This window comes from Ruegeria sp. CF8, from assembly GCF_056537285.1.
In genome coordinates, this window is record NZ_JBQFRG010000009.1 from 79,987 (window position 1) to 105,630 (window position 25,644).

Consider the following 25,644-nt stretch of genomic DNA (forward strand, 5'->3'; position numbering starts at 1 on the left):
CGCTCCGAGGTATTTTTTAGCCAGATGAACAAGGGATCCCTCATTCATCTGGCCCTAAATACCTCGGGGGAGTCGCCCGGAACGGGCGGCGGGGGCAGAGCCCCCCTCTCGCATGTCAAACTTTCACACGCTCGGATTTCGGGTCGTACATCGGCTTGAGCGAGGCCTCTGCCTTGACCTTCACCCCACAGACATCGATCTCGTAAGAAGACGCCAGAACGTCCGCAGCCTTTTCGCCTTCGCACTGGACATAGCCCAGACCAATGGCACCGCCCAGCGTATGGCCATAGTTGCCTGAACTCAGGTAACCCACATATTCGCCATCGCGGACAATTGGCTCGTTATGGAACAGCAACGGTTCAGCGTCTGTCAACTTGAACTGTACCAGCCGATTTTTAGGGCCGCTTTCCTTCCGCGCAATCACTGCTTCCCGTCCGATGAAGTCGCTTCCTTTGTCGACCTTGACCGCAAAGCCCAGGCCCGCATCGACTACGTGATCCTCGCAGGTGATGTCATGGCCAAAATGGCGGAAACCTTTTTCGATCCTGCAGCTGTCCATCATGTGCATCCCGCACAGCTTCAGCCCCATGTCTTGCCCGGCCTCGTGCAGGGTTTCGAAAACATGCCCAGCCATATCTGAAGACACATAGATCTCCCATCCCAGTTCGCCCACATAAGTGACACGATGGGCGCGGGCCAGGCCCATACCGATCTCGATCTCCTGCGCGGTGCCGAACGGGTTAGCCGCGTTGGTGAAATCGTTGGGCGATACTTTCTCGAGCAGAGCACGCGAGTTGGGTCCCATGACAGCCAGGACACCTTCACCCGCCGTGACATCCGTGATCACCACATTGAAATTGCCCGCGTTGCGCATCATCCATGTTTGGTCTGCCAGACGGGTCGCGGCAGGGGTCACAACCAGATATGCGGTTTCGGTCTGGCGCGTAACGGTGACGTCCGCCTCGATCCCACCTGTGCGGTTCAGAAACTGCGTGTAGACGATCTTGCCATTGGGGACCGAGTAGTCGCCGCCACCGATATAGTTCATGAATTTTTCGGCATCGGGACCTTCGACGCGGATCTTGCCAAAAGAAGACATGTCGTACATGCCCACATTCTCGCGCACGGCGCGGTGTTCAGCAGCCGAGTTTTCGAACCAGTTCTGGCGCTTCCAGCTGTACTGGTATTCCCGTTCCTGTCCTTCATTCGCGAACCAGTTGGCGCGTTCCCAACCGGCCAGTTCGCCCATGACAGCCCCCTGCTCAAGAAGGTGGTGGTGGAACGGCGTCCGACGCACACCGCGTGCGGTGGCTTTTTGGCGATAGGGGAAGTGGTCTGCATAGAGCAGTCCCAGCGTCTCTTTCGAGCGTTCGAAGAGGTACTTTTTATTGCCCTGAAACGGCTGCATCCGGCTGACGTCTACGTCACCAAGGTCAAAGGGTTTCTCACCTGTGTCCATCCACTCGGCCAGCGCCATGCCCGCACCACCGGCGGATTGGATGCCGATCGAATTGAACCCGGCGGCGACCCATACATTATCCATCTCGGGCGCCAGACCCAGATGGTAAGCGTCGTCAGGCGTGAACGATTCCGGGCCGTTGAAGAAGGTGTGGATACCGGCCTCGGCCAGCATCGGCATCCGCTCGCAAGCTGCTTCGAGGATGGGTTCGAAATGGTCGAAATCCTCGGGCAACTGGTCAAATTCGAACGTGTCCGGGATGCCGTCCATTGCCCAGGGTTTTGCGTTGGGTTCGAACGCACCCAGCAGGATTTTACCTGCATCTTCTTTGTAATACGCGCACTCGTCCGGCACACGCAGCACCGGCAGTTGGGTCAGACCGTCGATATTTTCGGTCACGATATAGAAATGCTCGCACGCATGAAGCGGCACGTTGGTACCCGCCATGCGGCCGACCTCATGACCCCACATCCCGGCGCAGTTTACAACCATGTCACATTCGATATGGCCCGAGGCACTGCCGTCATCCGCGACCCAATCCACCCCGGTGACAGAGCGGCCCTGCTTGACGATGTCTGTGACTTTAACCCGCTCCTTCACTACAGCACCGCGCTGGCGCGCACCCTTAGCCAGCGCCAGAGCGATATTGGCGGGATCGCCCTGCCCGTCCAGCGGCAGGTAAACGGCCCCTTTGATACCGTCGAGATTGATGTGCGGGTACAGCTCTTGCACGCGCTCATTTGAGATCTCGTCGACCTCCACGCCGAAAGCGCGGGCCATGGCCGCCTGGCGGTAGATCTCTTCCTTGCGCTCTTCGGTCAGGGCGACGGTGATAGACCCGCAGCGTTTGAATCCGGTGGCAACACCGGTTTCTTCTTCCAAAGATCCGTAAAGTTCCTGGCTGTACTTCGCCAGCTTGGTCATGTTCGCGGTAGCCCGCAACTGCGCGATCAGACCAGCCGCGTGCCAGGTTGTGCCACTTGTCAGCTGTTTACGTTCAAGCAGCACGACATCTTTCCAGCCCTTTTTGGTCAGGTGATAGGCGACCGAGCATCCGATGACGCCGCCGCCAATAATGACCACTCGGGCCTTGCTGGGAAGATCAACCATTGTGACGACTCCGCTAGTGTTTGGTTTTGGGCAGGATGCCACGAAGGATCGACAAGAAATGCACCAAAAGCGTCGCGATGTCAGAGAAAATCATCTTTGTGTGGTCTGACGTCTGTCCCGTCTCATGACAAATGGCGTGACCCCGAAGAAGCTTTTGTAAACTGATGAAAACCCGTTGGGAAACCCGCAAGCCATCCCAATCTCGCGTACGCTCATTGTTGTGTTCATCAGCAGGTTGTTAGCTTTGGCCAAACGCATTTCGCGATAAAACCCGTTGGGAGTTGTGCCGAAGAAGGATTTGAACTTACGTTCCAGCGACCGATTTGAAAGGTTCAAGTCCTCGACAATCTGGCGGATAGGCAAGGGTTCCTCGATATTCTCTTGCATCAGCTTGATGCACTGATCCAGCTTGGCGTCGCCGGTGGCTGTGGTTTTTGCCCCGGAAAACGGCTGCATGGATGAGAAATCGCGAATCTGCTCGTGCAGCATGATATCGGCGACCGTCATTTTGGCTGGCCCCGAAATGTGCCGCCCGATAACCGACAGTGCAATGTCTGCCGTGGCGCTCATACCGGCACAGGTCACTACGGGTCCGTTCTCGGTAGCGATCAAAAGTTTCGCCTCGAACCGGGCACCGCGTTCACGCAGGAAAGAGGCGTTTTCCCAATGGGTTGCCAGATCTTCGGTGCCCTGTTCGTTTATGTAACGACTGGCCGCTTCGGACAGTAAAAAGACCTGTGCGCCACGGAAAGTATAGTCCGACACAATACGGCCCAACGACAGGTCTGGCTGATCCGGGTCCGTGTTGCCGATAACGAACAGATAGTCAGCCGTGGGCTGCGATGGCACTGTTGAGGTCGAAACAAAGGCGTCGCTGCTGCTTGCAATATCGCCACCGCGCAACGACCGGTACGTATAGGTGAAAGGCGGCGAGGCACAGACCCGGTTTGACACCCGCAGAACATCCACAAGCGAGGCGAGTTCAAGCAACACAAACCCCGGCGCGACAAGAATGTCGAAATGCCGGATCGTTTGCTTCAAACCTCTTTGCGCCGCCTCACCTGCCATCTGTGTGCTCAGACGATATTGTGTCCGGTTGCCCGCAACCGGGTGGCGAGCTTTTCGATGTGCTCCGGTCCGATTTCACAGCATCCGCCGACAATCGTTGCCCCCTGATCGACCCATCCCATCACGTGATCCGCGTATGCATCGGGCCCAAGATCATGGCGTTGTTCCAGCGCATCAACTGTTGGCGCATCTTCGAGGAACCCGGCCGAGATATGCGTGAACCCATTTGCATAGGCCCCAAATGGCAGGGACATGCCAGACAGGATGTCTAACGCCGCCGGGATCGCTTCGGGGCGCGAGCAATTGATCAACAGCGCATCCGGCGCGTACGATTTGACCAACGGCGTTATGTCCGCCAAGGGCTCACCCGACCTGAGACGGGTGCCATCGTCATCGTTGACAGAAAGAGACAGCCAAACCGGCTTGCCACGTCCCGATGTTCCCCGCAGCGCGCCTTCGGCTTCAAGCACCGAGGACACCGTCTCGATGAGAAACAGATCCACCCGATCCGCCATAAGGCTGACCAGTTCCGCAAATTTATCGCCCGCGTCGATTGGGTCGGGCTTCAGGTCAGGCCGGTATGTGGCCAACAAAGGCCCCAGAGAACCCGCGACGCGCCCCTTTGTTCCATTGCACGCGGCTTGTGCTTGCGACAAGGCTGCATCAACAAGGGGCTCCAACTGGTCTTCGATGTCTTCGAACCGCAATCGAGACCGGTGAACCGCATAAGTATTCGTTGTCGCTATTGTCGCGCCGCACCTGAAATACTCTTCGTGTACTTCGCGCACCAGCTCGGGGCGATCAATCATGACCCGAGTTGACCAAAGCGCTGTTGGCGTATCGCCGCTGCGCTTGACCAATTCCTGGCCGATTGAACCATCCAAGAGAGTGATATCTGTCATGTCATTGCTCCTCAGGGGATCAGCACCAGCTTGCCCGGAAAGGTCTTGGTTTGAAAATCCGATTGCGCCAGTGCGATGTCCCTTAATGCATAGGTGCGCGAGATCAATGGCCGGATGCGCCCGGCATTCATCAACTCTACTAGGCGGCCAAATACTTCGGGTGTCTGATGCGTGCAGCCATGAATGGTTATGTCGCGCAGGTAGATATCCCTAAGATCCGCCTGCACGATTGGGCCGGCAATTGCGCCTGATACGGCATAGTGCCCACCGGGTTTCAGCGACAGGATCAACGAGGCCCACGCGGGCCCGCCAACCACATCAATCACCACGTCGAACATGTCCTGTGGCAACGGTTCATCACGCTCGAAAGTTCCTGCGGCACCCTGGGATTTCACGACCTCAGCCTTTGCGGACCCCGTCACGCCCCAGACAGTGGCCCCGCGTAACGCAGCAAGCTGCACAGCGGCCAGACCGACACCACCAGACGCGCCAGTGATCAGAACCTTTTGGCCCGATGTGACACCTGCGCGGGTCAGCAGGTTTTCAGCCGTCCCAAAAGCGCAAGGAATGGCTGCGATTTCGACGTCAGACAAAGGCGATGCGCTCACGTCGTACAGGTCATCCGCCTCTACCAGACAATATTGGGCAAACGCCCCGTCGATTTCGGACCCCAATGCAATAAAGCCCTGAGGGTGACCGGGACGCGGACGCGGAAGGTTGATCGGGCAGGTCACGCGTTGGCCCGGGCTGAAATGAACCCTATCGCCCACTGCCTCGACGATACCGCACAAATCCCCACCCTGAATGCGCGGGAAATGCAGGGCACCGCCCCACCCACCAGCTTCAACATCCTGATCCACAGCATCCGTAGCGCCAGTTACACCCGACGAGTACCAGCCGACCCGCGTGTTGATATCCGTGTTGTTCACACCGGCAGCGGCAACCCGCACAAGGACCTGCCCCGGATCGGGCTTTGGCACCGGAATATCTTCACGCCATTCCAATACTTCGGGTCCACCGTGACCCGTCAAATAGACACCAGACATGGTTTTGGGGATAGCCATCTCAGACCTCATCATCCGGATGCGGCGGGACGGGACCCAAGGGAACGATGTCGTAGCGCGCATTGATTTCGGCCATCTTGGCCTCGTCCGCAAAGTCCGCATCGGTCATCATTGCGAGTTCGGCAAGGAACCCATCAAACCCTGACGGCTGAAAGATCATGAGCATCTTGGCTGGCGTATCACCTGCAACACGGCAGGCATGCGGTATTCCGGGCGGCACATGCATCGTGGTGCCCTGCCCGCATCGATGCCAGTCGCCGTCGACATAGAAGTCAACTTCACCTTCCAGAAAATAGAAGGTTTCAGCGTGCGTATCATGGCGATGAAGGCCAAGCGCGAAGCTGGCCTTCAGATTGTCTTCCATAAGCGTGTATGCGCCACCTGTGTCCTGACCTGACACCTTCACGAAGGTATGGTCATTTTCCCAATCATAGTTGGGGCCCTCTCCGGGCCCCAGTTTGGCGTATCGTTTGCTCATGGCGGTCTCCGCAAGTGGTTAAGCGCGCAACCGCTCGTTCTCGGGATCCCAAAGCGGTTGATCTTGCTCTACCACAGCGCGGCACTTTTGGCCGTAGATTTCGACCTCAAGCTCGGTACCCGGGTTCGCAAGCTCAGCCTTGATCATGCCCAGCGCAATGGATTTGCCGACACGGTAACCCCATGCGCCCGACGTCGTCTCACCGACGATCTCGTCCCCCTGCCAGATGCAAGACATATAAGGCGCGTCGCAATCACCAGCCTCAACAGTCAGCGTGACGAACGACTTCTTCACACCTTGCTGCTTTTCGCTCAGGATCGCGGCCTTGCCGGGGAAGTCCTGTGGTTTGTCCAGTTTGACGAACCGCTCCAGCCCCCCTTCGAGCAACGAGTAATCGGTCGACAAGTCGCCCTTCCACGCGCGGTAACCCTTTTCGATGCGCAGCGAGTTCAGGGCATACATACCGAACGGCTTGGCCCCTGCACCGAGGATCGCGTCGTAGATCGCAGGCATATCCGCGTTGAGCGCATGAACCTCCCACCCCAACTCACCAGCAAAAGAAACGCGGATCAGGTGGGCCGGTTGGCCAGCCACGGTTGCGGCCTGATGGGTCAGCCAGCCCGAAGACAGATCGGCATCGGTCAGGCCCGACAGGATCTCACGCGATTTCGGGCCGGTGACGATCAGCGTGTCGCGGGTTGTGGTGACGTCCTCAACCGATACGCTGGCGGGCATCGCGTTCACCAGAATATCGCGATCATGCCATTGCGCGGTTGCTGCAGTGATCATGACGAACTCATCTTCGCCCAGTCGCAGACAGGACATTTCGGTCAGGATGCGGCCCCGGTCGTCAGAGATATAGACAAGATTGATGCGACCGACTTTGGGCAATCCGCCGGTAATCAGGCCACGCAACGCCTCGGCAGCGCCTTCGCCTTTGACCATAAAGCGTGAGAAACCGGGCAGATCAAGCACGCCGCAATGGTCGCGCACCGCCTCGCATTCTTCTTTGATCCGCTGCTCCCACGGGCCGGAACGACCCCAAGTATGCGTCGCCTCAAGCCTGGTGTCATCGCCCGGCTGCGCGAACCAATTGGCACGTTCCCAGCCATTATACACGCCCATCACGCCGCCCAGCGCTTTGACCTTGTCATGAACCGGCGACAGCTTTTTGTCACGCGCGGCTGGCCATTCGTGGTGCGGAAAATGCATGGCGTATTCATTGCCGTAAACTTCCATGCCCTTCTGGTTACAATAGTCCTGATCGGTGTAATCGGTGTAACGGCGCGGATCGACCGCCCACATATCCCACTCGGTCGCGCCATCAACGATCCACTCGGCCAGCACCTTGCCCGCGCCACCGCCCTGCGCGATGCCAAAGGTAAAACTGTGTGCCTCGAACGCGTTTTTCACACCCGGCATCGGACCAATCAGCGGCAGGCCATCCGGCGCGTAGGGGATCGGGCCGTTGATCACCCGGCCTACGCCCGAGGTTGCCATCAGCGGCACCCGCTCCATCGCGTCGGTGACGATGTCCTCAATCCGGTCCAGATCATCGTTCCAAAGCTGGAAGCTGAAATCCTCGGGCATCGGATCGTCTTCGGTCATCCAGTGGCCCTTGCAGTTGGGCTCATAGGGGCCGAGGTTGAAGCCGTTCTTCTCCTGCCGCAGATAGTAGGAGACATCGACGTCGCGCAGCAGCGGCAGCTTGCCGCCATGCTCTTTCGACCACGCCTCAACCTCGGGCACTTCATCAGTAAGCAGGTATTGATGGCTCATGACCATCGCGGGAACGGTGCGGCCGCCGAATGGCTTGAACATCTCGCCCACGCGCTGCGCATAGTAGCCGGCGGCGTTCACCACATAGTCACAGGCGATGTCGCCTTTGTCCGTATGTACGGTCCACGTACCATCGTCATGCTGCGTCACACCGGTCGCGGGACAGAAGCGGATGATCTTCTGACCCAGATCGCGCGCGCCTTTGGCCAATGCCTGCGTCAGCTGCGCCGGGTCGATATCGCCATCGGTCGGATCGTACAGCACGCCCTCAAGGTCATGTGTTTCGAGGAACGGATAATGCTCCTTGGCCTGTTCCGGGGTCCACATCTCCATCGGGATGCCCTGATAGCGGCCCATGGACATGGCGCGTTCGAACTCTTGCATCCGCTCTTTGCTATGCGCCAGACGGATCGACCCCGAGACGTGGTAGTTCATCGGATAGTCAACTTCTTCGGCCAAGCGCGAATACAGCTCGGTCGAGTAACGCTGCATGTTCATGATCGCCCATGAGGTCGAGAAGGTCGGCACGTTGCCCGCCGCGTGCCAAGTCGAGCCAGCCGTCAGCTCGTTCTTTTCCAGCAGAACGCAGTCGGTCCAGCCCTTCTTGGCCAGATGATAAAGGGACGAGCAGCCCACGACGCCGCCACCGATGATGACAACACGGGCTTTGGTTGGAAAGTCACTCATGTGTTTTGATCCTCTGTTACTGTGCCCGCTGGGGCAGATCGTCTGAGATGTCGTAGTAGTCACCTTTGTCAGCGACGAAGATGTGCTTTGAGAGCTTCAGGCCCGTAGGTTCGCTGAGCGCACCCATGGAAATCGAAATCGTGTCTTCGGCGTTGTGCTGCCAGAACAGGAAAGAGCCACATTCACTGCAAAAGCCACGCCGCGCGGTATCTGACGCACGGAACCAACGCAGCGTGTCACTGGCGGTAAAGCTCAGGTTGTCCTGATGGGTCGAGGTCGAGGACCAGATGTGGCCCGACTGCTTGCGGCACTGGCCGCAATGGCAGGCCGAGGGCGGCGACAGCTCTCCGTCGATGGTAAACGCGACCGCGCCGCACAGGCAGGAACCCGTGTGCATACAATTACCCCCTTGCTGCGGGCGTGGAGCTGGCCCCCAGCAACACGCCATAGATGATGAAACAGGCCGCCATCACACGGCGAACCCAGATGTTAAACACAGCCCCCAGCGCCGCCTTGCCCATCAGCGCGCCCAGTAGGGTGAAGCCGGTATAGCTGAGCGTGGTGATGATCAGCGCCGTGGGCATGATGACTCCCATCTGCTGCCAGATCGGCACGTCGGGCTGCACGAATTGCGAAAAGGCCGCCAGGTACCCTGCCACGCTTTTGGGATTTATCGTCGCCACCGCCAGCGCGTGAAAATAGACATGCCGCGCAGGGCGTTCTGAGGCCGGTGCAGGTTTTGTAGCGTTCATCCAGCCTCGGATTCCGACCCATATCAGGAAACCTGCGCCAATCAGCTTGGCGATGAAAAATCCAGTTGGTGACGCCGCGATCAAGGCCGTGATGCCCAGCGCCGATAAGATCAGGAACGCGCTTGCTTGCGTGAGGATGGCCAGAACACCCAACATTGCCTTTGGGAATGGCAAACTCATCCCGTTTGAGATGCAGTTGACCGCGTTCGGGCCTGGGGTGGTTACGAACACCACCCAGAAGAGCGCGAATATGGTCCAGGCCTCAAAGCTCATCAGTACACCGGTGGCGCAATGACCCAGATGGCCACCGCAGGCTCATCATAGGGGTTAGACCATTGATAAGGTTCGTGTTTGATCCGAAAGCTGTCACCCGGACCGACAGTGAAAGCCCGCGACCCGATGGTCAGATCCAATCGGCCCGAGATCATGTACCCCACTTCCTGCGTCGGGCGATGGGCTGGGGTCTGCATCTTCGAGTTGGGCTCGAACGTGGAATGTACCATTTCAAAATCATCGGTCAGATCAGGCGAAAGCAGTTCCTCGATCAACCCTTCTTCCCCCGACCCCATGGGACGACGTGTGCCCGCACGAACGACATAACCCTTTTCCTCAACCGGAACCGCTGCATGGGCAAACAGCATCGACATCGGCACGCCAAGGCATTCAGCAATCTGACGCAGATCCGAGATCGAAGGATCGGACATGTCCCGTTCAACCTGACTGAGCCAACCGACCGAACGATCAAGGCGGGTCGCGATCTCGGTCAGGGTCAACCCGCGCGCTTTGCGCAAGGCCCTTAAATCAGCACCCAATGTCGCGCTTTGTGGGGCTTGCCTGTTCACACAGTTGCTCCGAATCTCGTGAAATTTTACATCTGTTTTTCACGATGGGGCAAATTGGTGAAATTTCCAAGCGTTTTTTCATCTGGTCACCTGCGCCAAGTGCGATGCACGTTGCCAGTTTGTGTGCAGAAACACTGTCACGGAACGGTTCGTGGACTTAAGGCACCATCGCTGCGCCGATTTCGCGGACGTAAATCTCTGTGTCCACAGACGAGTCGTCGCGGGAGAGTGTAAAACCCGATTTTTGCAACACGCGGGCAGAGGCCGGGTTGTCGCGTCCAACCCCCGCGACCAAGCGAACGGCTGGGCCCGAAGCACACGCGGCGACAAATCCGTCTAAAAGCTCTGAGGCATAGCCTTTGCCCCATGCCGTTTCTGCAATCAGGTAGCCGAGATGGACCGTCGGCACAGATTTATGGGCAGAATCCAGTGCCAGTATCATCAGGCCGATCAGATGACGGTCGTGTTTTTGGCGAACCAACAAAACATCACTTTCTGCGCAACGATCATCGATCCAATGAGATATGCCCCGGTCCTGTACCTGCATGGACGGCGGCAGGGGTCCAAGCACATTTGGGGTCAATATCGTGATGAGCTCGTCTTCCAGACATTCACGCAACAAATGGTCCCGGAGTTCATCTCTCCAGTGAAAAACCGAAAGGCGTGGTGTGAGGAATTGGTCTGGGCCCATGCCTGCTCCAACCTTTTGGGGACGGTGGCATTTTAACGGGTACCGGGCAAAACCGAAACACGGCGCACTATAGTCAGGCGCAAGCCTACCCTGCTTTGGTTAAACCTGAGCGAAGGTCCTGGACAGAATCCCCGACAGGTATTCTGCGTCATCGGCTGAAAATGCATCCGGTTGATCGCTGTCGATGTCAAAAACCGCAATCACTTCACCGGCAGCATTGTGGACGGGCAACACCAGTTCGGACCGGGTTGAAGATGCGCACGCAATATGGCCTGGAAAAGCGTCCACGTCTGGGACGAGCTGCACTTCACCCGTCCGGGCGGCAGCCCCACAAACGCCGCGTTCGAACGGAATGACAAGGCACCCATGCCCGCCTTGGTAAGGGCCGATTTTCAACAGACCGGGTTCCACAACACGGTAGAATCCGGTCCAGTCAAAGCGGTCATCGGAATGATGCACTTCGCACGCAACCGTGGCCATCAAAGCGACCTGATCCGTTTCGCCTTCGGTCAACGCCGCGATGGTATTGGCCAGAGTTTCATAATCGGTTTTCATCGTGTCTTATCCATTGGGGCCGCGCGGGGGCGCTGCCCCCCCACCCCCGGAGTATTTGGAAAAAGATGAAGGGTCAAACGCGTTCGATCGCAATTGCAGTGCCTTCACCGCCGCCGATGCAGATGGCCGCGACACCGCGTTTGAGGTCTCGCTTTTCCAACGCATTCAACAATGTCACCAAAATGCGCGCACCCGAGGCACCAATAGGATGGCCCAACGCACAGGCTCCGCCATTCACGTTTACTTTGTCGCGCGGCAAACCCATTTCATGCATGAACGCCATCGGCACAACTGCAAAGGCTTCATTGACCTCCCAAAGATCAACGTCCTCCTTGTTCCAGCCGATGCTGGACAGGAGTTTCTGCGCGGCAGGGACAGGAGCAGTGGTGAACAGTCCGGGCGCTTGTGCGTGGCTGGCGTGACCCAGAATACGCGCGCGCACCGCCAGCCCTTGCGCTTCGGCGGCTTCGGCCGAAGCTAGAACAAGCGCCGCAGCACCGTCAGAAATCGACGACGAGTTGGCAGCCGTCACGGTGCCATCCTTACGAAACGCAGGCTTCAAGGTGGGTATCTTTTCAGGGCGGGCGGACTTTGGTTGTTCGTCTATGTCCTGCACAACCTCACCCTTTCGCGTGCGAATTGTGACAGGCGTAATCTCGTGTTCAAATGCACCGTTTTCCTGCGCCGCAAGGGCATTGGACAGAGATTGGAGCGCATACTCATCCTGAGCTTCGCGCGTAAACTGATAGGATTCAGCGCAGTCTTCAGCAAAGGTGCCCATCAGGCGACCTTTCTCATAGGCGTCCTCGAGCCCGTCGAGGAACATGTGATCGACCACCTGACCATGACCAATGCGGGCACCTCCACGCATTTTGGGCAGCAGGTACGGGGCATTCGTCATACTCTCCATTCCACCTGCTACCATTGTGTTCGCGTGACCCAACGCGATCTGGTCAAAGGCCATCATCGCCGCTTTCATGCCCGAGCCGCACATCTTGTTCAGCGTGGTTGCTGGGACCTCTTCCCCTAAACCAGCGGCAAAACCAGCCTGACGTGCGGGGGCTTGGCCCTGCCCCGCTGGCAAGACACAACCCATCAGCACTTCATCAACGGTCTGTGCCCCGGCCTGACTTAACGCAGCCCGAATCGCCTCCCCGCCAAGGTCAGTTGCTGCAACCCCATCAAACATGCCCTGAAAGCCTCCCATTGGCGTTCTTGCGGCCCCTGCAATCACAACATCTTTCATCCGGGTTTTCCTCCTGCTTCCCGGCCCTTGAATACCGAATGGTAAGAATTGGCGTCTAGCGTATTTCTACGACTCATTTTTCAGATTGGAGGGTGCCGGACTATGGGGCTGACCAGCACATCAAGCGGCGCAACGCAGATCATCACCGTTCATTCCAATCGGATTGATGCCGCGATGGCCATTCAGTTCAAGGAAGACATGCGGTCGGAAACCGAGACTGGCGCAAATCGGATTGTTCTGGATCTGTCCGGCGTCGATTTCATTGATTCCAGCGGGCTGGGCGCGATTGTCGCTTCGATGAAACAGTTGGGCAATAACCGGCGACTGGATCTGGCCGGACCACAGCCCGTGGTTGAGAAAGTCTTTCGCCTGACGCGCATGGATACGGTTTTTCGGTTGTTTGCGACACTGGACGACGCGCTGTCCTCGCCAGATGCGTAGCCAAGGCAGGAGTGGATGGGCGTGGAGCCAATTTGTAACAAGACCTGTCTGGAACTGAACTTCCTAGCGACAGACACAGAAGCAAGCGCAGGGATCGCGCAGCTTAGTAGCGGTCTGGCAAATCATGGATTGCCGCCACATAAGTCGGACGATGTGAAGATCGCATTGGCCGAAGCAATCAACAATGTGGTGGAACACGCATACAAGGGCATTGCACCGGCCAATGTTCAGGTCACGTGTCGACTGGATCGGGATCGGCTGGACATCCTGATCTCTGACACCGGGCACCCGCTTCCTGGCTTACAAATGCCGGACGGAACACCTGCACCGCTGGGGGAAACAACACAAGATCTGCCGGAAGGGGGGTTTGGCTGGTTCCTGATTCATCAGCTTACCAGTGACATTCGGTATGAACACCGGGATGGGTGCAACCGGCTGTCCCTGAGGTTTAACTTCGGTAAAAACGCCTAATCAGGCCCAATTGGTCACAATAACGCCATTTTCGAAACATTGTCGCGCCTCAAACAACCGCCATACAGTGACTCGTAGCTCAGATAGCTTCCCTCGGCGCCAATTATCACAGCCCCCACCCAGTGAAAGGCGCCGAGGAACTTCTCCCCCTGAAATTTCTGGACAATCCCCAATCAGTGAATAGCTTTCCCTTGTTCCAAGGAGAGAGAATACAGCATGCGGGATTTGCATAAACCGGGCCGGTCAGAAGTTTTTGCAATGCAAGGGATGTGCGCAACGTCTCACCCGTTGGCAGCCAAGGTGGCAATCGATATTCTTGAACAGGGTGGCAACGCAATGGACGCCGCGATTGCCGGGGCGGTTCTTTTGGGGATCTGCGAGCCTCAGATGACCGGTTTGGGCGGCGATTGTTTTGTTCTTTTCAACCGTGCAGGAGAACATCGAATACGTGCCCTAAACGGCTCGGGCCGATCTCCGGCTGCCGCGCAGGCACAGCCATTGCGCGATCAGGGTTTGTCATCTTTGCCTTTGAACGGGCCGGATGCAGTTACGATTCCCGGTGCCGTGGACGCTTTCTGTCATTTGGCAGAAACGGAAGGGCGCTTGGGGTTGGACGCGATCCTGACCCCCGCAATTCACTATTCGGAGGCAGGCGTTCCGGTTGCACCCCGCGTTGCGTTTGATTGGAAGATCGGAGCGGCTACCCTGCAAGGCCCAGCCCGAGACCACTATCTGATCGACGGGCAAGCCCCTTCAGTCGGGCAGATCTTTCGCGCGCCGGGTCAGGCCGAAGTATTGCGTCGGATCGCGAAAGAAGGGCGTGACGCGTTTTATTCCGGCGATATTGCCGAGGACATGATTGCTGCCCTTTCCATTCGGGGCGGAGCTCACACCGCTGAGGATTTTCAAAACACGAAATACACAGAAACGCAGCCGATGCAGGGCGCCTATCAAGGGGTTGACGTGGTCGAACATCCGCCAAACGGTCAGGGCGCGACCGCAATTCTGCTGCTCAATATTCTGAAGCATTTTGACGTGGCCAACATAGACCCCTTTGGCGCTGAAAGGGTGCATATCGAGGCTGAGGCCACCAAGCTGGCCTATAACGCGCGCAACCGTTTCATCGCGGATCCAGACCACATGGCACGTGCAGAGCGTTTCCTTGACCCCGAGCTGGCCGCCAAACTGGCCGCGCTTATTGATCCGAAACGCGCCATGCCTGCGGCGGCACCACTGACCGAGGCCGTTCACAAGGACACCGTCTACATCACCGTTGTAGATCGCGACCAGATGGCGGTTTCGATGATCTATTCGATTTTCCATAGTTTTGGATCAGGGATCGCCTCGGAGAAGTACGGCATTTTGCTACAGAACCGAGGCGCTGGCTTCACGCTGGACCCTGGCCATCCAAACGAGTTGGCTGGAGGTAAGCGCCCGATGCACACAATCATTCCAGGGATGCTGGCCGAAAACGACCGCGTAATGATGCCCTTTGGTGTGATGGGCGGAGCGTACCAGCCTACAGGCCACGCGCGATTTGTGTCAAACCTCAGGGATTTCGGTCTTGAGCTACAAGAGAGCATCAACGCCCCACGCGCGTTTTTCGACGGATCGGTTCTGAAACTGGAACGCGGCTATCCGGATAAGGTAGCGAAACAATTATCAGAATTTGGGCATACTATCGAGGTCCCGGAAACTCCGCTTGGTGGGGCGCAAGCGATCCGAATCCGGGAAGACGGTATTTTGGAGGGTGCCAGCGACCCGCGCAAGGACGGTTGCGCCCTTGGATACTAAAGCCCACCAACGCGGGCCTTCGCGGTTGGACGACTTTAGTTCAGGTGGAAATGCAATGGGTACGAGCCGTCTTCGAACGGGCCGAACATGTTGGGAATATCGGGGTGCTCAACAGGCTCCCCGGAATAGTCCGCAACCAGATTTTGTTCTGAAACATAAGCAACATAGAAGGATTGGTCGTTCTCAGCCAGCAGGTGATAAAACGGTTGCTCTTTCCGCGGACGGCTGTCTTCGGGAATGGCCTGATACCATTCCTCGGTGTTCGAAAATTCTGGATCCACGTCAAAAATCACCCCTCGAAAAGGGTGTTTCTTATGACGAACCACCTGGCCTAAGCCGTATTTTGCACGTGTCTTTAGCATTGTTTCAGCCCCCAAAGCATTTACTACCCGTTTCTGGCCGGAAAAGCCAATCATTGATGTGAAACTCAGGGAAACAGTCTGTGAACCTAATACTAACAGTGTTCGAAATTGCAGCGCCGGTCTTTCTGCTGTCAGGTATCGGCTTTGTCTGGGTTAAACTGGGATTCGAGTACCGTCTTCAGTTCGTTACCCGGTTTGCGATGACCCTGGCTGTGCCCAGCCTGATCTTCGTGGCCCTGATGCAGACCGAGATTCCGGGTGGCGATCTTACACGTTTCACCGTCGCCACGATCATTGCCAACCTGGTTCTGGCGATCGTTTTCTGGTGCCTGGTCCGCGTTCTAAAGCTTGAACAGCGTACGTATCTTTCACCATTGATCTTCGGCAATACCGGCAATCTGGGCCTACCATTATGTATTTTCGCGTTTGGCCAGGCCGGGCTGGGCTATGCTGTGATCTTTTTGGCGGTTACAGCTTTGTTTTCGTTTACCTACGGCATCTACCTTGTGGCGGGTAAAGGTGCCTTTGGTCAGGTCATTCGTCAGCCCATGGTTTGGGCAACGCTTTTGGGCGCACTGTTTTTGTGGCGAGGCTGGGAAACTCCACTTTTCCTGACAAACACGCTTGACTTGCTGGGGCAAATGGCAGTTCCGATGATGCTTGTAACCGTTGGCGTGGCCATCGCGCGCCTGACGACCCGCAGCTTGGGTCAGGCTGTCTGGCTGTCGGTTTTGAAACTGGTGGTCTGTTTCGCCCTCGGTTGGGTGGTCGCCGTCGCGTTTGAACTGGATGCGATCGCCTTTGGCGTTCTGGTTCTACAGATGTGCACCCCCGTCGCGGTAACCTCTTATCTGCTGGCGGAACGCTTTGAAGCCGACGCAGATGCCGTTGCCGGCATGGTGATGGTATCAACCGTCCTTTCCGTTGCGGCACTGCCTGCCATCCTGGCTATCGTTTTGTAACGATTGTGATTTCATAATCGCTCAATCTGCGCTAGAATGTGCAAAAAAGGCATGAGGCACATGAGCAGAATTCTTATCGTACTCTTCGGGGTGCTGCTTTTGGCATCCTGTGGTGGCGGCTCCAAACAGCCGCCCAGCAAATTGAATGACGCGTGCAGCATTGCGCGCGAAAAGCCTGACTATATCAAAGCCTTCAAGAACACCGAACGTAAATGGGGTGTTCCCGTACACGTTCAGATGGCCACGATTTATCAGGAAAGCCGCTATCGCCACGATGCGCGCACCCCGCACAGATACGTTCTGGGCGTCATCCCGATGGGCCGTCAAAGCAGCGCTTATGGCTATGGCCAGGCGCTTGATGGTACATGGGAGCAATACCAGCGAGAAACCGGAAAACGCCGCGCCAAGCGGGATCGGATTCGCGACGCATCAGACTTTATCGGCTGGTATATGAATAAAAGTTACGAACGTAACGGCATTCACCCGGCAGATACGCGCAATCAATATCTCGCTTATCACGAAGGCCATACCGGATATGCGCGCGGCAGTTACAACAGCAAGTCCTGGTTGTTGAACGTGGCCAGTGACGTGGACGCGCGCGCGCAATTGTACCAGGCGCAGTTGGCCAACTGCCGGTACTGACAAAGCTTGATCGGGTCAGCGATTGCCTGACCCGACCCTTTTTCTGTTCGAGAACAAGTCCTGATCGAGGCGTCCGCCTTCATTCAGCGCGCCGAGCAAAACGGTTGTCTGCCCCCCCGCGTTATCGTGAATGACCCATTTGCGCAGCTCGACCGGATTGTCGGTGAACATCAGCTCAATCCGTCCTGCATCCGGGTTCTTTGGGTCTTGTGCCGTGACCACGGTGGCCGTGCCATCAAAGTTGTGACCCACGACCATATTGGCCTGCCCCAAGTTCACATTCCGCGCCAGTACGATGGAAAGGGGTGTCCGTTTAAGCGGGTATTGCTCGGGCGGTTGATTTGATTTCGGATCGAAAATCTGAACACTGCCGGAACGCGCCAGCACCACAGCACTGTTGGGCGGATCATATTCAAACCGCATCTTGCCCGGGCGCTGCATCCACAGCTTACCAGTGCTCAGCGATCCATCGTCGTTCACTTGCGTGAAGGTCGTCTCAACCGTTTTCAATCCGTTCAGGTAATTGGAAATCTGCGAAAGCGGCAACTTATCCGCCGCCCATGCGGCAGGTGCGGCCAGTGTCAAAGCAAGGGCAAAAGCAATCTGTTTCATGCCGTACAGATAGGCCTTCTGCCCTTGTTATTAAATATCTTACTGCTCGGGGACGAGGATTTCCCGCTTACCGACATGATTTGCCGCAGAAACAACGCCTTCGTCCTCCATCTGCTCAACCAGGCGCGCCGCCTTGTTATAGCCGATGGCAAGTTTCCGCTGGATATACGAGGTCGAGCATTTGCGATCCTTGATCACAATCGCAACCGCCTGATCGTACAACGCATCCTCGCCATTGGTGTTACCACCGGTGTTCAGCCCCAGAACGGCGTCGATGTTGTCTGCTTTGTCCTCGGCCGGGCCATCCAGCACGCTGCCCACGTAGTCGGGCGGGCCATACTGTTTCAGGTGGTTGACGATTTCCTCGACTTCTTCATCTGAAACAAACGGGCCGTGGCAACGGGTAATCTTGGCACCTCCCGCCATGTAGAGCATATCGCCCTGCCCCAGCAGTTGTTCGGCACCCATTTCACCCAAAATCGTGCGGCTATCGACTTTCGAGGTCACCTGGAACGAAATCCGCGTTGGAAAGTTCGCCTTGATCGTACCGGTAATCACATCGACCGAAGGCCGCTGCGTGGCCATGATCAGGTGAATGCCCGAGGCCCGCGCCATCTGCGCCAGACGCTGGATGCAAGCTTCAATCTCTTTTCCCGCGACCATCATCAGGTCAGCCATCTCATCGACGATGACGACGATGTAAGGCATCGCTTCGGGCGCGAACTCTTCTGTTTCAAAGGTTGGCTCGCCGGTTTCATCATCAAAACCGGTCTGTACCGTGCGGCTGAACAACTCGCCTTTGTCCAACGCGTCCTTCACCCGGCCATTGTAGCCAGCAATGTTACGGACACCCATTTTGGACATCTTGCGATAGCGGTCTTCCATCTCACCGACAACCCATTTCAGGGCCACAACCGCCTTTTTCGGATCGGTTACCACGGGGGACAGCAGATGCGGGATGCCATCATAAACAGACAGTTCCAACATCTTCGGGTCGATCATGATCAGGCGGCATTCATCCGGCGACAGTTTGTACAGCAGCGACAGGATCATGGTGTTGATCGCCACCGACTTACCCGAGCCGGTCGTACCAGCGATCAGCAGGTGAGGCATCTTGGCCAGGTTGGCCACAACGGATTCGCCACCAATATCTTTGCCCAGCGCCAGCGGCAGTGCGTGGTTACCATCGCCAAAATCACGGCTGGCGAGGATTTCGCGCAGCACCACCATTTCACGGTTTTCGTTCGGCAGTTCGATGCCAATGACCGAACGGCCCGGCAGCGTCGAAACCCGTGCCGACAGCGCGGACATTGAACGCGCAATGTCATCCGCCAGACCAATCACACGGCTCGCTTTCAGGCCAGGTGCTGGTTCTAGTTCGTACATGGTGACCACAGGACCGGGTCGGACGCTGACGATCTCACCTTTGACGCCGTAGTCATCCAAAACGTTTTCCAGCATCCGCGCGTTTTCTTCCAACGCCTCATCACTCAGATGATGGCGCTGAATGCTGGCCGGGTTCGACAACAGCCCCAGCGGAGGCAGTTCGAAATCCGAATGCTTGTCCTCAAATGACAGCGCCGGTTGCGCTTCGGCCTGCGCACGGCGCGACGGCGGCGGCGTGCGACGCACGGGCTGTGCGACCACAGGTTTGCGCGGCTCCGCCACTGGGATTTTCATCGCAGGACGCGACTGCGGCACAGAGTCTTCCATGTCCTCGACAAGTGGTTCATCGTCCAGATCCGGCATTGGCGCGTATTGGTCTTGCTGGATCTCGGGCGCATACTCGACCGCGTCCGTATCATGCCAACCGGGCGCGGCACCCGCTGTCATCGGGGGTTCGGGTGGCAACCCGTTGGCGGTCACCGGTGGCTCGGCCGGCAATTCATCAGGTTGATGCGGGTTCAGAATCAGCGGGTCGGGTCGACGACCGCGGCCTTTGGTCAAAGGTAGGCTCGGGTCCGGTTCGGGCGTCATCTCACCCGTTGCGACTTTGCGATTGCGCACAGCAGCCGAGATTTTCGAACGGATGCGGTCCTCGCCTGGCATTTCGTCAAAGCCAGCGATCGGTTCAGGGTCGACCAATTCCGGCTCTGGCATCGGTTCCGGGCGGCGGATCAATGACGGCATGCGCGCCAACAGACCGGTTTTGGGCGCGGGTTCAGGCTCTTCTTCCAGTTCTTCAAAGACGGGATCACCGAAGGCGATGTCATCATTCAAAACCGGTTCCACACGCGCGGCGCGGTTTTCTTTCCATTGTTCGCGCCGATCCCGCGCGGCCTGAGCCGTCGCCGAGGCGCCACGGCCCAGCAGATTCATCAGCAGGTCGTAAGCCATCACCAGACCCAAAAGGAACGCACGGAAACCCCGTTTTACGTCTGCTTTGGTGAAGCCCAGAACAAAGATGCCCAGCGCGATCATTCCAACCGCCATGGCAAGTGACATCAGCTTGACCAGAAAATGCGACGAGATCGGCAAAAGCGTCAGCAACGCGCCCATGACCGTGTCGCCAAACAGACCGCCCAGACCATAACTATGCGTCGTGCGCCATTCGGCACCTGGAACAAGGGTCGCAGCGTAAACCGAGACAAAGGCGATCCAGATTGGGGCAAAAATCAACCGGGCAATGGCACGGTCTTCACCGAAATGACCCGCGAAACGCAAACCCCAACCAATCAGAACAAGCGCAACACCCCAACTGCCCCAGCCCACGATCATGAACAAGGGCGCAGCAATCGAGGCCCCGATCCGCCCCATCCAGTTCTGCACCGGCGCATCGGTCGAAACCATCCAGTTGGGATCATCAGGCGTGTAGGACCAGATCATCGCCGCCGCTGCCAAACCCAGCAGGATCAGAGCAATACCGATCAGTTCTTTGCTGCGCCGCTCCAAAGCGGCCTGTGTGGTGCTGTCCAACAATGGATCGCGATTGCGCGCGTTATATGATGCCATTTTGCCCTCGTACCTCACGAATAGATGCAGTCGCGGAGTGTGATCAGACCACGCTGCAACTCTGTTTTTGGGGCCACCAATGCAACCCGGATAAAGCCTTTGCCCGGGTTATTCCCCGGATCACCTTGTGAAAGATATGCGCCCGGCAGGACCCGAACCCCGGTGTCCTTCCAGACCTTCAATGCAGTGTCTTCGCCGTTGTCGACCGGCAGCCACAAAAAGAACCCGGCCTGTGGCGACATGTATCCTTGCACGCCCGCGAAGACTTCATCCGCGATGGCGTATTTTTCCTGATAGAGCGCGCGGTTTTCCTGAACGTGTTCTTCATCTGCCCAGACCTTTGCCGCAGCGGCCTGCAAGGGCAGTGGCAAAGGCGACCCGGCATAAGTGCGCAATTGTTTGACCTGTTTGATCGTATCCGGCCCGCCCGCGATCAGCCCCGACCGCAACCCGGCCAGGTTCGAGCGTTTGGAGAGCGAGTTGAACAGCGTGATCCGTTCAGGATCAGCGCCCAGCTCTTGCGCGACGGTCAGAATACCTGTTGGGGCCGTGTCCCGGTAAATCTCGGAATAACATTCGTCGGCGAAGATGCGGAAATCATATTGCTCGGCAAGACGGATCAATTCAGCCCAGTAATCACGCGAGGCGACGGCCCCCTGCGGGTTGGCAGGTGAACAGATGTAGGCCACAGCGGTACGGTTCAGCACTTCCACGGGCAGGCTGGCATAGTCTGGCAAGTGGCCCGTCGCGGCAGTTGCAGGCACAAAGTAGGGCTGCGCGCCAACTGAAAGCGAAGCCACCATGTAAACCTGATAGAACGGGTTCGGACACAGAATAACAGGCTGCTGGCCGTTCTTCTGTTCCGGGCAAAGCGCCATGGCAGCGTTGTAAAGCCCCTCACGCGTGCCGTTCAGCGCCATCACATTGTCATCAGGGTCCATCTGAACGCCATAGCGGCGATGAATCCAATCCGTGATCGCTCCTCGCAGGTCTTCTGACCCTTCGTTCGGGGGATAGCCTTGAAACCCTGAGGCGTTTTCCATGATGACATCTGTCACCCAGGCCGGAAAATCATGGGTGGGTGCGCCGATCGTCATGTGAACGACATCACCGCCCGGCTGGTGATGATCCAACAGGGCGCGCAGACGCGGGAATGCATAAGCCGGTAGGTTCGAAAACCGCTCGGGGAAATCCATAATACTGCCTCAATATCGGGGTCATTTACGCCCCGTTTTTTTGTCAGATTACAGCCCGGGCACCCCTTCGTCCAGACAAAGAGGTTCCGAATCAGGGGATTGTGGCATTCAGGCCAGTACCGCTTCTGCTGCTGAACCCAGCCGCAAAAGGGCCTCTTCCGAGCCGGGATAGCCCAGCATCATCAACCCGCAACTGGGGGTTCCGGTCGGCAGGCTCAACGACGCAAGACCCATCAGATTGCCAATCCGTGTGTTGCGCAGGGCCAGCAGATTCTCGGTTACGTAATAGTCATGGTCGCTCATCAATCGCTCCAGATTGGGCGGCAGAATCGGGGCCGTGGGGGCCAGAACCGCATCAAACCCGGCGGTTGCCGCGTCCCATTCGGTGCGGCAAGCCTTGAGCTTGGACCAGGCGGCGACATAGTCGGGCCCGGAATACCCCATACCGATGCGGAACCGCTCAAGAATCTCGGGGTACATTGCATCAGGGTTGGCCTCGATCACGTCGCGCCACAGCCCATAGGCCTCGGTGGTGTATACGACGCTGGTCAAGGTCATGGCCTCGTTCAGTGCAGGCACCTCCAAAGGCACGATTTCGGCCCCTGCATCCGCAAGTTTTGCAAGCGCTTCTTCGTATGCCTTACCCGGTATGTCACGCAGATCGTCCTTCGCAATGTTCTGCAAATCGGCAAACCGGCGACCTTTGAGCGAAGCACCACGCAGATCGGCTGGCGTTCCGCCCTCGAGCAGAGCCAACATATGCGCGGCGTCCTCGACCGACCGCGCCAGCGGCCCAACCGTATCAAACCGCAGGCAGAGCGGTACGACACCTTCCAGACTGAGCCGCCCGGAGGTGGTTTTCAGACCGACCAGATCATTCCACGCCGATGGGATCCGAACCGACCCGCCGGTATCCGAGCCAATGCCACAAGCGGCCAAACCCCAAGCAACCGAGGCGGCTGCACCGGAAGACGACCCGCCCGGCACTGCGGCTTCGTCGTGAATGCAGGGCGGCGTCGCAGTGATCGGGTTGAGGCCAAGGCCAGAGAAGGCCAGCTCGCTCATATGCGTTTTGCCCAGACAGACGGTGCCCATCTGAGTCGCATTGCGCAACACCAGCGCATCCGCATCCGGCACGCGATCTTTCAACAGAGCCGAGCCAGCCTCGGTCACGGTTCCCGCTGAATCGAACAGGTCTTTCCAACTGATCGGGACTCCGTCCAGCATAGAACGGCGCAGGCCCAGCTTGGCACGCTTTTGTGCTGCTTCAGCCTCGGACCGCGCGCGGTCATGGGTGACGCGGGCATAGATGCGATCCCGATGCGGATGCGCGTCGATGGCAGACAGGTAGGTTTCAGTCAACTCAACTGGATCAATCTGACCCATTCCAATGCCACGGCCCAATTCACACGCGGTCATGGTCAACCATTCCTGCATCTCACCCCTCCTGATTTTCGGCTTTGGGTGACGGTAGCGACAGGACTGCACATGGACAATCCCGAAAGGGCGCGCATATTGCAGGGCATGACACAGGCATCTGACATTCTGATCGTGGGCGGTGGGCTGAACGGACCCGCTTTGGCGCTGGCACTGGCACAAACCGGGCACTCGGTCACGGTGATCGATGCGTTGGCCGAAAAGGTTCGGAAGAACGCCGCCTTTGACGGCCGCGCCTATGCGTTGGCTTTGGCCTCACAACGCTTGCTGGATGCGACAGGAGTGTGGGCGCACGTGGCTGAGCACGCCCAACCAATGCTGGAAATCAAAGTCACAGATGGTCACGCGGGCGCGGGCCCTTCACCCTTTTTGATGCATTTCGACCATGCCGAGATCGAAGAAGGCCCGATGGGGTATATGGTCGAAGACCGTCATCTGCGCCGCGCTTTTCTGGACGCGATGACCAAAGAGCCGCGAATCACCCAGATATGCGGCAAGACAGTTGTATCCCAACAGAGCGACGCCACCGGGGTGACCCTAACGTTAGACGACGGCACAACCGTGGGCGGCAGCCTGCTGGTTGGGTGCGATGGCCGCCGCAGTGGCACCGCGTCACGGGCGGGCATCAAACGCACCGGTTGGGATTACGGCCAGACCGCGCTGGTCTGCGCCATAGAACATGATCTGCCGCACAATGGCATTGCCCATCAGTTCTTCATGCCGCCGGGACCGCTTGCGATTCTACCCCTGACCGGCAACCGCAGTTCCATCGTCTGGAGCGAGCGCACCGAGACTGCGGCAAAGATCAACGCCCTGTCCGAAGCAGATTATTTGCAGGTGCTACGCCCGCGTTTCGGCGATTTTCTGGGTGAGATCCGTCTGGCAGGCGACCGTTTCACATACCCACTGAACCTGACCATTGCCAATTCCTTCATCGGCGACCGCATGGCACTGGTCGGGGACGCCGCCCACGGGATGCACCCCATTGCCGGTCAGGGCCTAAATGCCGGCCTGCGCGATGTCGGGGCCTTGGCTGAGGTCGTGACACTTTCTGGGCGACGCGGCGAGGACATCGGTTCGCTTTTGGTGCTGGAGCGCTATCAGGAATGGCGCCGCTTTGATACGGCCTCGCTTGCGATGGCGACAGACGCCTTCAACAAGCTGTTTTCCAACGACAATCCCCTGCTACGACTGGGCCGGGATATTGGCATGGGAATTGTCGGTTCTTTGCCCGGATTGCGCCGGGGCTTTGTGCGTGAGGCTGCGGGCCTGACTGGCGATCTGCCCAAACTGTTGCAAGGACGACCGATTTAGTCGAGCTGCCGCGCCTCATCGATCAGCATCACCGGAATCCCGTTTCGGATGGGAAAGGCCAGACCAGCAGCTTTTGAAACCAGCTCTTGTTTTTCAACGTCATAGTGCAGCGTGGTGTGGGTCTGCGGGCAGATCAACGCTTCAAGCATATGCCGATCAAAAGCGTGGTCAGTGTCGGTCATTGTAGTTTTTCCTCATTCGATCCGCCGCGCATGGCGAATTCAATCAGCGTCACCAAGGTCTCGCGCCGGGTGCGCAGGCAGGGGGCTTCTAAAAGGGCCTGTTTGTCTTCGGGGTCGAAATCCAAAAGCATCGACAATGAATTCACAAGCAACTCATCCTCAGCGTCTTTCAATGAATCCCAATCGGTGGACAACTGCCGGGACAAAAAGAAACGCTCCAACAGGGGCAGGAATTTTGCGCGATTGAAGCCGTCGTCTTTCTCGGCCTTACCAAGATCGCGATCAAATCCATCCCACGAGACAGCACACCGGCGATAGGGTGTGAACGCGTCCAACTCTGACACAATACGGAACCGGGACACACCGGTCAGCGTGATCAGATAGCGACCATCTTCTGTTTCGGAAAACTGCGTCACACGCCCTGCACATCCAATGCGGTGCAGCTTTTTCTCGTCGCTGACTGACGGATTCGGCTGAACCATTGCGATCAGCCTTTCCTTGGTTTTCAGCGCATCGTCCAGCATCTGTAGATAACGCGGCTCGAAGATATGCAGAGGCAATGGCGACCGGGGCAACAGCAGTGCCCCGGGCAAAGGAAAAACGGATACCGTATCCGGCAGGTCGGCGGGATGCATCATGTTCCCAA

The 25,644-nt window shown here is 57.6% G+C and carries 25 protein-coding genes; 6 read left to right on the plus strand and 19 right to left on the minus strand.

The genetic code is table 11. The features are described 5' to 3' along the window. Positions 1 to 115 precede the first annotated feature (115 nt). From ACR0EV_RS18710 to ACR0EV_RS18765, 12 genes are all read right to left on the minus strand, one after another. Positions 116 to 2,569 (minus strand): GcvT family protein, encoded by a 2,454-nt coding sequence (locus ACR0EV_RS18710; protein WP_480801489.1) that lies wholly within the window; start codon positions 2,567 to 2,569, stop codon positions 116 to 118. Positions 2,570 to 2,659: 90 nt separating this feature from the next. Further along, positions 2,660 to 3,637, minus strand: a complete 978-nt coding sequence (locus tag ACR0EV_RS18715; RefSeq protein WP_480801490.1) for a GlxA family transcriptional regulator — start codon at positions 3,635 to 3,637, stop codon at positions 2,660 to 2,662. A gap of 8 nt (positions 3,638 to 3,645) precedes the next feature. Then, entirely contained in the window at positions 3,646 to 4,539 is an 894-nt protein-coding gene (locus ACR0EV_RS18720; protein ID WP_480801491.1) for a homocysteine S-methyltransferase family protein, read from the minus strand. Between the two features lie 11 nt (positions 4,540 to 4,550). Beyond that, on the minus strand, positions 4,551 to 5,603 hold the full coding sequence (locus ACR0EV_RS18725) for an alcohol dehydrogenase family protein (RefSeq protein WP_480801492.1): 1,053 nt from the start codon (positions 5,601 to 5,603) through the stop codon (positions 4,551 to 4,553). Between the two features lies 1 nt (position 5,604). Continuing rightward, a complete protein-coding gene (locus tag ACR0EV_RS18730; RefSeq protein ID WP_480801493.1) occupies positions 5,605 to 6,081 on the minus strand; it encodes a cupin domain-containing protein in 477 nt (158 codons plus the stop codon). 18 nt (positions 6,082 to 6,099) lie between these two features. Further along, positions 6,100 to 8,547 (minus strand): GcvT family protein, encoded by a 2,448-nt coding sequence (locus ACR0EV_RS18735; RefSeq protein WP_480801494.1) that lies wholly within the window; start codon positions 8,545 to 8,547, stop codon positions 6,100 to 6,102. A 16-nt stretch (positions 8,548 to 8,563) separates the two neighbouring features. Next, positions 8,564 to 8,944, minus strand: coding sequence for a GFA family protein (locus ACR0EV_RS18740; protein WP_171095884.1), 381 nt, complete (start codon positions 8,942 to 8,944; stop codon positions 8,564 to 8,566). 4 nt (positions 8,945 to 8,948) lie between these two features. Continuing rightward, positions 8,949 to 9,572 (minus strand): LysE family translocator, encoded by a 624-nt coding sequence (locus ACR0EV_RS18745; RefSeq protein ID WP_171095882.1) that lies wholly within the window; start codon positions 9,570 to 9,572, stop codon positions 8,949 to 8,951. Beyond that, entirely contained in the window at positions 9,572 to 10,141 is a 570-nt protein-coding gene (locus tag ACR0EV_RS18750) for a helix-turn-helix domain-containing protein (RefSeq protein ID WP_480801495.1), read from the minus strand. The genes ACR0EV_RS18745 and ACR0EV_RS18750 overlap by 1 nt, the downstream gene beginning before the upstream one ends. 157 nt (positions 10,142 to 10,298) lie before the next feature. After that, complete coding sequence (locus tag ACR0EV_RS18755; RefSeq protein ID WP_480801496.1) at positions 10,299 to 10,832, minus strand: GNAT family N-acetyltransferase; 534 nt, start codon at positions 10,830 to 10,832, stop codon at positions 10,299 to 10,301. Between the two features lie 99 nt (positions 10,833 to 10,931). Next, the gene (locus tag ACR0EV_RS18760) at positions 10,932 to 11,387 is read right to left on the minus strand and encodes a GAF domain-containing protein (protein WP_480801497.1); all 456 of its coding nucleotides are present in this window, start codon (positions 11,385 to 11,387) and stop codon (positions 10,932 to 10,934) included. 73 nt (positions 11,388 to 11,460) lie between these two features. Beyond that, positions 11,461 to 12,633, minus strand: coding sequence for a thiolase family protein (locus ACR0EV_RS18765; protein WP_480801498.1), 1,173 nt, complete (start codon positions 12,631 to 12,633; stop codon positions 11,461 to 11,463). A gap of 102 nt (positions 12,634 to 12,735) precedes the next feature. On the opposite strand from ACR0EV_RS18765, the gene ACR0EV_RS18770 reads away from it, so the two are divergent. The 3 genes from ACR0EV_RS18770 (at position 12,736) to ggt (ending at position 15,339) form a co-directional block, all read left to right on the plus strand. Continuing rightward, complete coding sequence (locus tag ACR0EV_RS18770; protein ID WP_480801499.1) at positions 12,736 to 13,074, plus strand: STAS domain-containing protein; 339 nt, start codon at positions 12,736 to 12,738, stop codon at positions 13,072 to 13,074. A 21-nt stretch (positions 13,075 to 13,095) separates the two neighbouring features. Next, positions 13,096 to 13,545: an ATP-binding protein gene (locus ACR0EV_RS18775; protein WP_480801500.1), complete on the plus strand. Its 450-nt coding sequence runs from the start codon at positions 13,096 to 13,098 to the stop codon at positions 13,543 to 13,545. A gap of 216 nt (positions 13,546 to 13,761) precedes the next feature. Then, positions 13,762 to 15,339, plus strand: coding sequence for a gamma-glutamyltransferase (ggt, locus tag ACR0EV_RS18780; protein WP_480801501.1), 1,578 nt, complete (start codon positions 13,762 to 13,764; stop codon positions 15,337 to 15,339). 35 nt (positions 15,340 to 15,374) lie between these two features. On the opposite strand, the gene hspQ is transcribed toward ggt, so the two are convergent. Beyond that, positions 15,375 to 15,701 (minus strand): heat shock protein HspQ, encoded by a 327-nt coding sequence (gene hspQ / locus ACR0EV_RS18785; protein ID WP_117872061.1) that lies wholly within the window; start codon positions 15,699 to 15,701, stop codon positions 15,375 to 15,377. An 80-nt stretch (positions 15,702 to 15,781) separates the two neighbouring features. Here hspQ and ACR0EV_RS18790 point away from each other — a divergent pair, with 80 nt between their 5' ends. Further along, positions 15,782 to 16,663 (plus strand): AEC family transporter, encoded by an 882-nt coding sequence (locus ACR0EV_RS18790; RefSeq protein WP_480801502.1) that lies wholly within the window; start codon positions 15,782 to 15,784, stop codon positions 16,661 to 16,663. Positions 16,664 to 16,723: 60 nt separating this feature from the next. After that, positions 16,724 to 17,305 carry a transglycosylase SLT domain-containing protein gene (locus ACR0EV_RS18795; RefSeq protein WP_480801503.1) on the plus strand — a complete coding sequence of 194 codons (582 nt, stop codon included), beginning with the start codon at positions 16,724 to 16,726 and terminating at the stop codon, positions 17,303 to 17,305. 15 nt (positions 17,306 to 17,320) lie between these two features. Here the strand turns inward: ACR0EV_RS18795 and ACR0EV_RS18800 are convergent, their stop codons facing one another. The 4 genes from ACR0EV_RS18800 to ACR0EV_RS18815 form a co-directional block, all read right to left on the minus strand. Further along, positions 17,321 to 17,917: a LolA family protein gene (locus tag ACR0EV_RS18800; protein WP_480801504.1), complete on the minus strand. Its 597-nt coding sequence runs from the start codon at positions 17,915 to 17,917 to the stop codon at positions 17,321 to 17,323. A gap of 39 nt (positions 17,918 to 17,956) precedes the next feature. After that, the gene (locus ACR0EV_RS18805) at positions 17,957 to 20,869 is read right to left on the minus strand and encodes a DNA translocase FtsK (RefSeq protein ID WP_480801505.1); all 2,913 of its coding nucleotides are present in this window, start codon (positions 20,867 to 20,869) and stop codon (positions 17,957 to 17,959) included. A 14-nt stretch (positions 20,870 to 20,883) separates the two neighbouring features. Next, positions 20,884 to 22,065: an aminotransferase class I/II-fold pyridoxal phosphate-dependent enzyme gene (locus ACR0EV_RS18810; protein WP_480801506.1), complete on the minus strand. Its 1,182-nt coding sequence runs from the start codon at positions 22,063 to 22,065 to the stop codon at positions 20,884 to 20,886. Positions 22,066 to 22,173: 108 nt separating this feature from the next. Continuing rightward, positions 22,174 to 23,502 carry an amidase gene (locus tag ACR0EV_RS18815; protein ID WP_480801507.1) on the minus strand — a complete coding sequence of 443 codons (1,329 nt, stop codon included), beginning with the start codon at positions 23,500 to 23,502 and terminating at the stop codon, positions 22,174 to 22,176. 51 nt (positions 23,503 to 23,553) lie between these two features. Between ACR0EV_RS18815 and ACR0EV_RS18820 the strand changes: the two genes are divergently transcribed. Further along, positions 23,554 to 24,816, plus strand: coding sequence for an FAD-dependent monooxygenase (locus tag ACR0EV_RS18820; protein WP_480801508.1), 1,263 nt, complete (start codon positions 23,554 to 23,556; stop codon positions 24,814 to 24,816). Here ACR0EV_RS18820 and ACR0EV_RS18825 read toward each other — a convergent pair. Beyond that, positions 24,813 to 24,998 (minus strand): Trm112 family protein, encoded by a 186-nt coding sequence (locus ACR0EV_RS18825; protein ID WP_480801509.1) that lies wholly within the window; start codon positions 24,996 to 24,998, stop codon positions 24,813 to 24,815. The two genes, ACR0EV_RS18820 and ACR0EV_RS18825, sit on opposite strands and share 4 nt — an antisense overlap. Beyond that, entirely contained in the window at positions 24,995 to 25,636 is a 642-nt protein-coding gene (locus tag ACR0EV_RS18830; protein WP_480801510.1) for an LON peptidase substrate-binding domain-containing protein, read from the minus strand. The genes ACR0EV_RS18825 and ACR0EV_RS18830 overlap by 4 nt, the downstream gene beginning before the upstream one ends. Between the last annotated feature and the right edge of the window lie 8 nt (positions 25,637 to 25,644).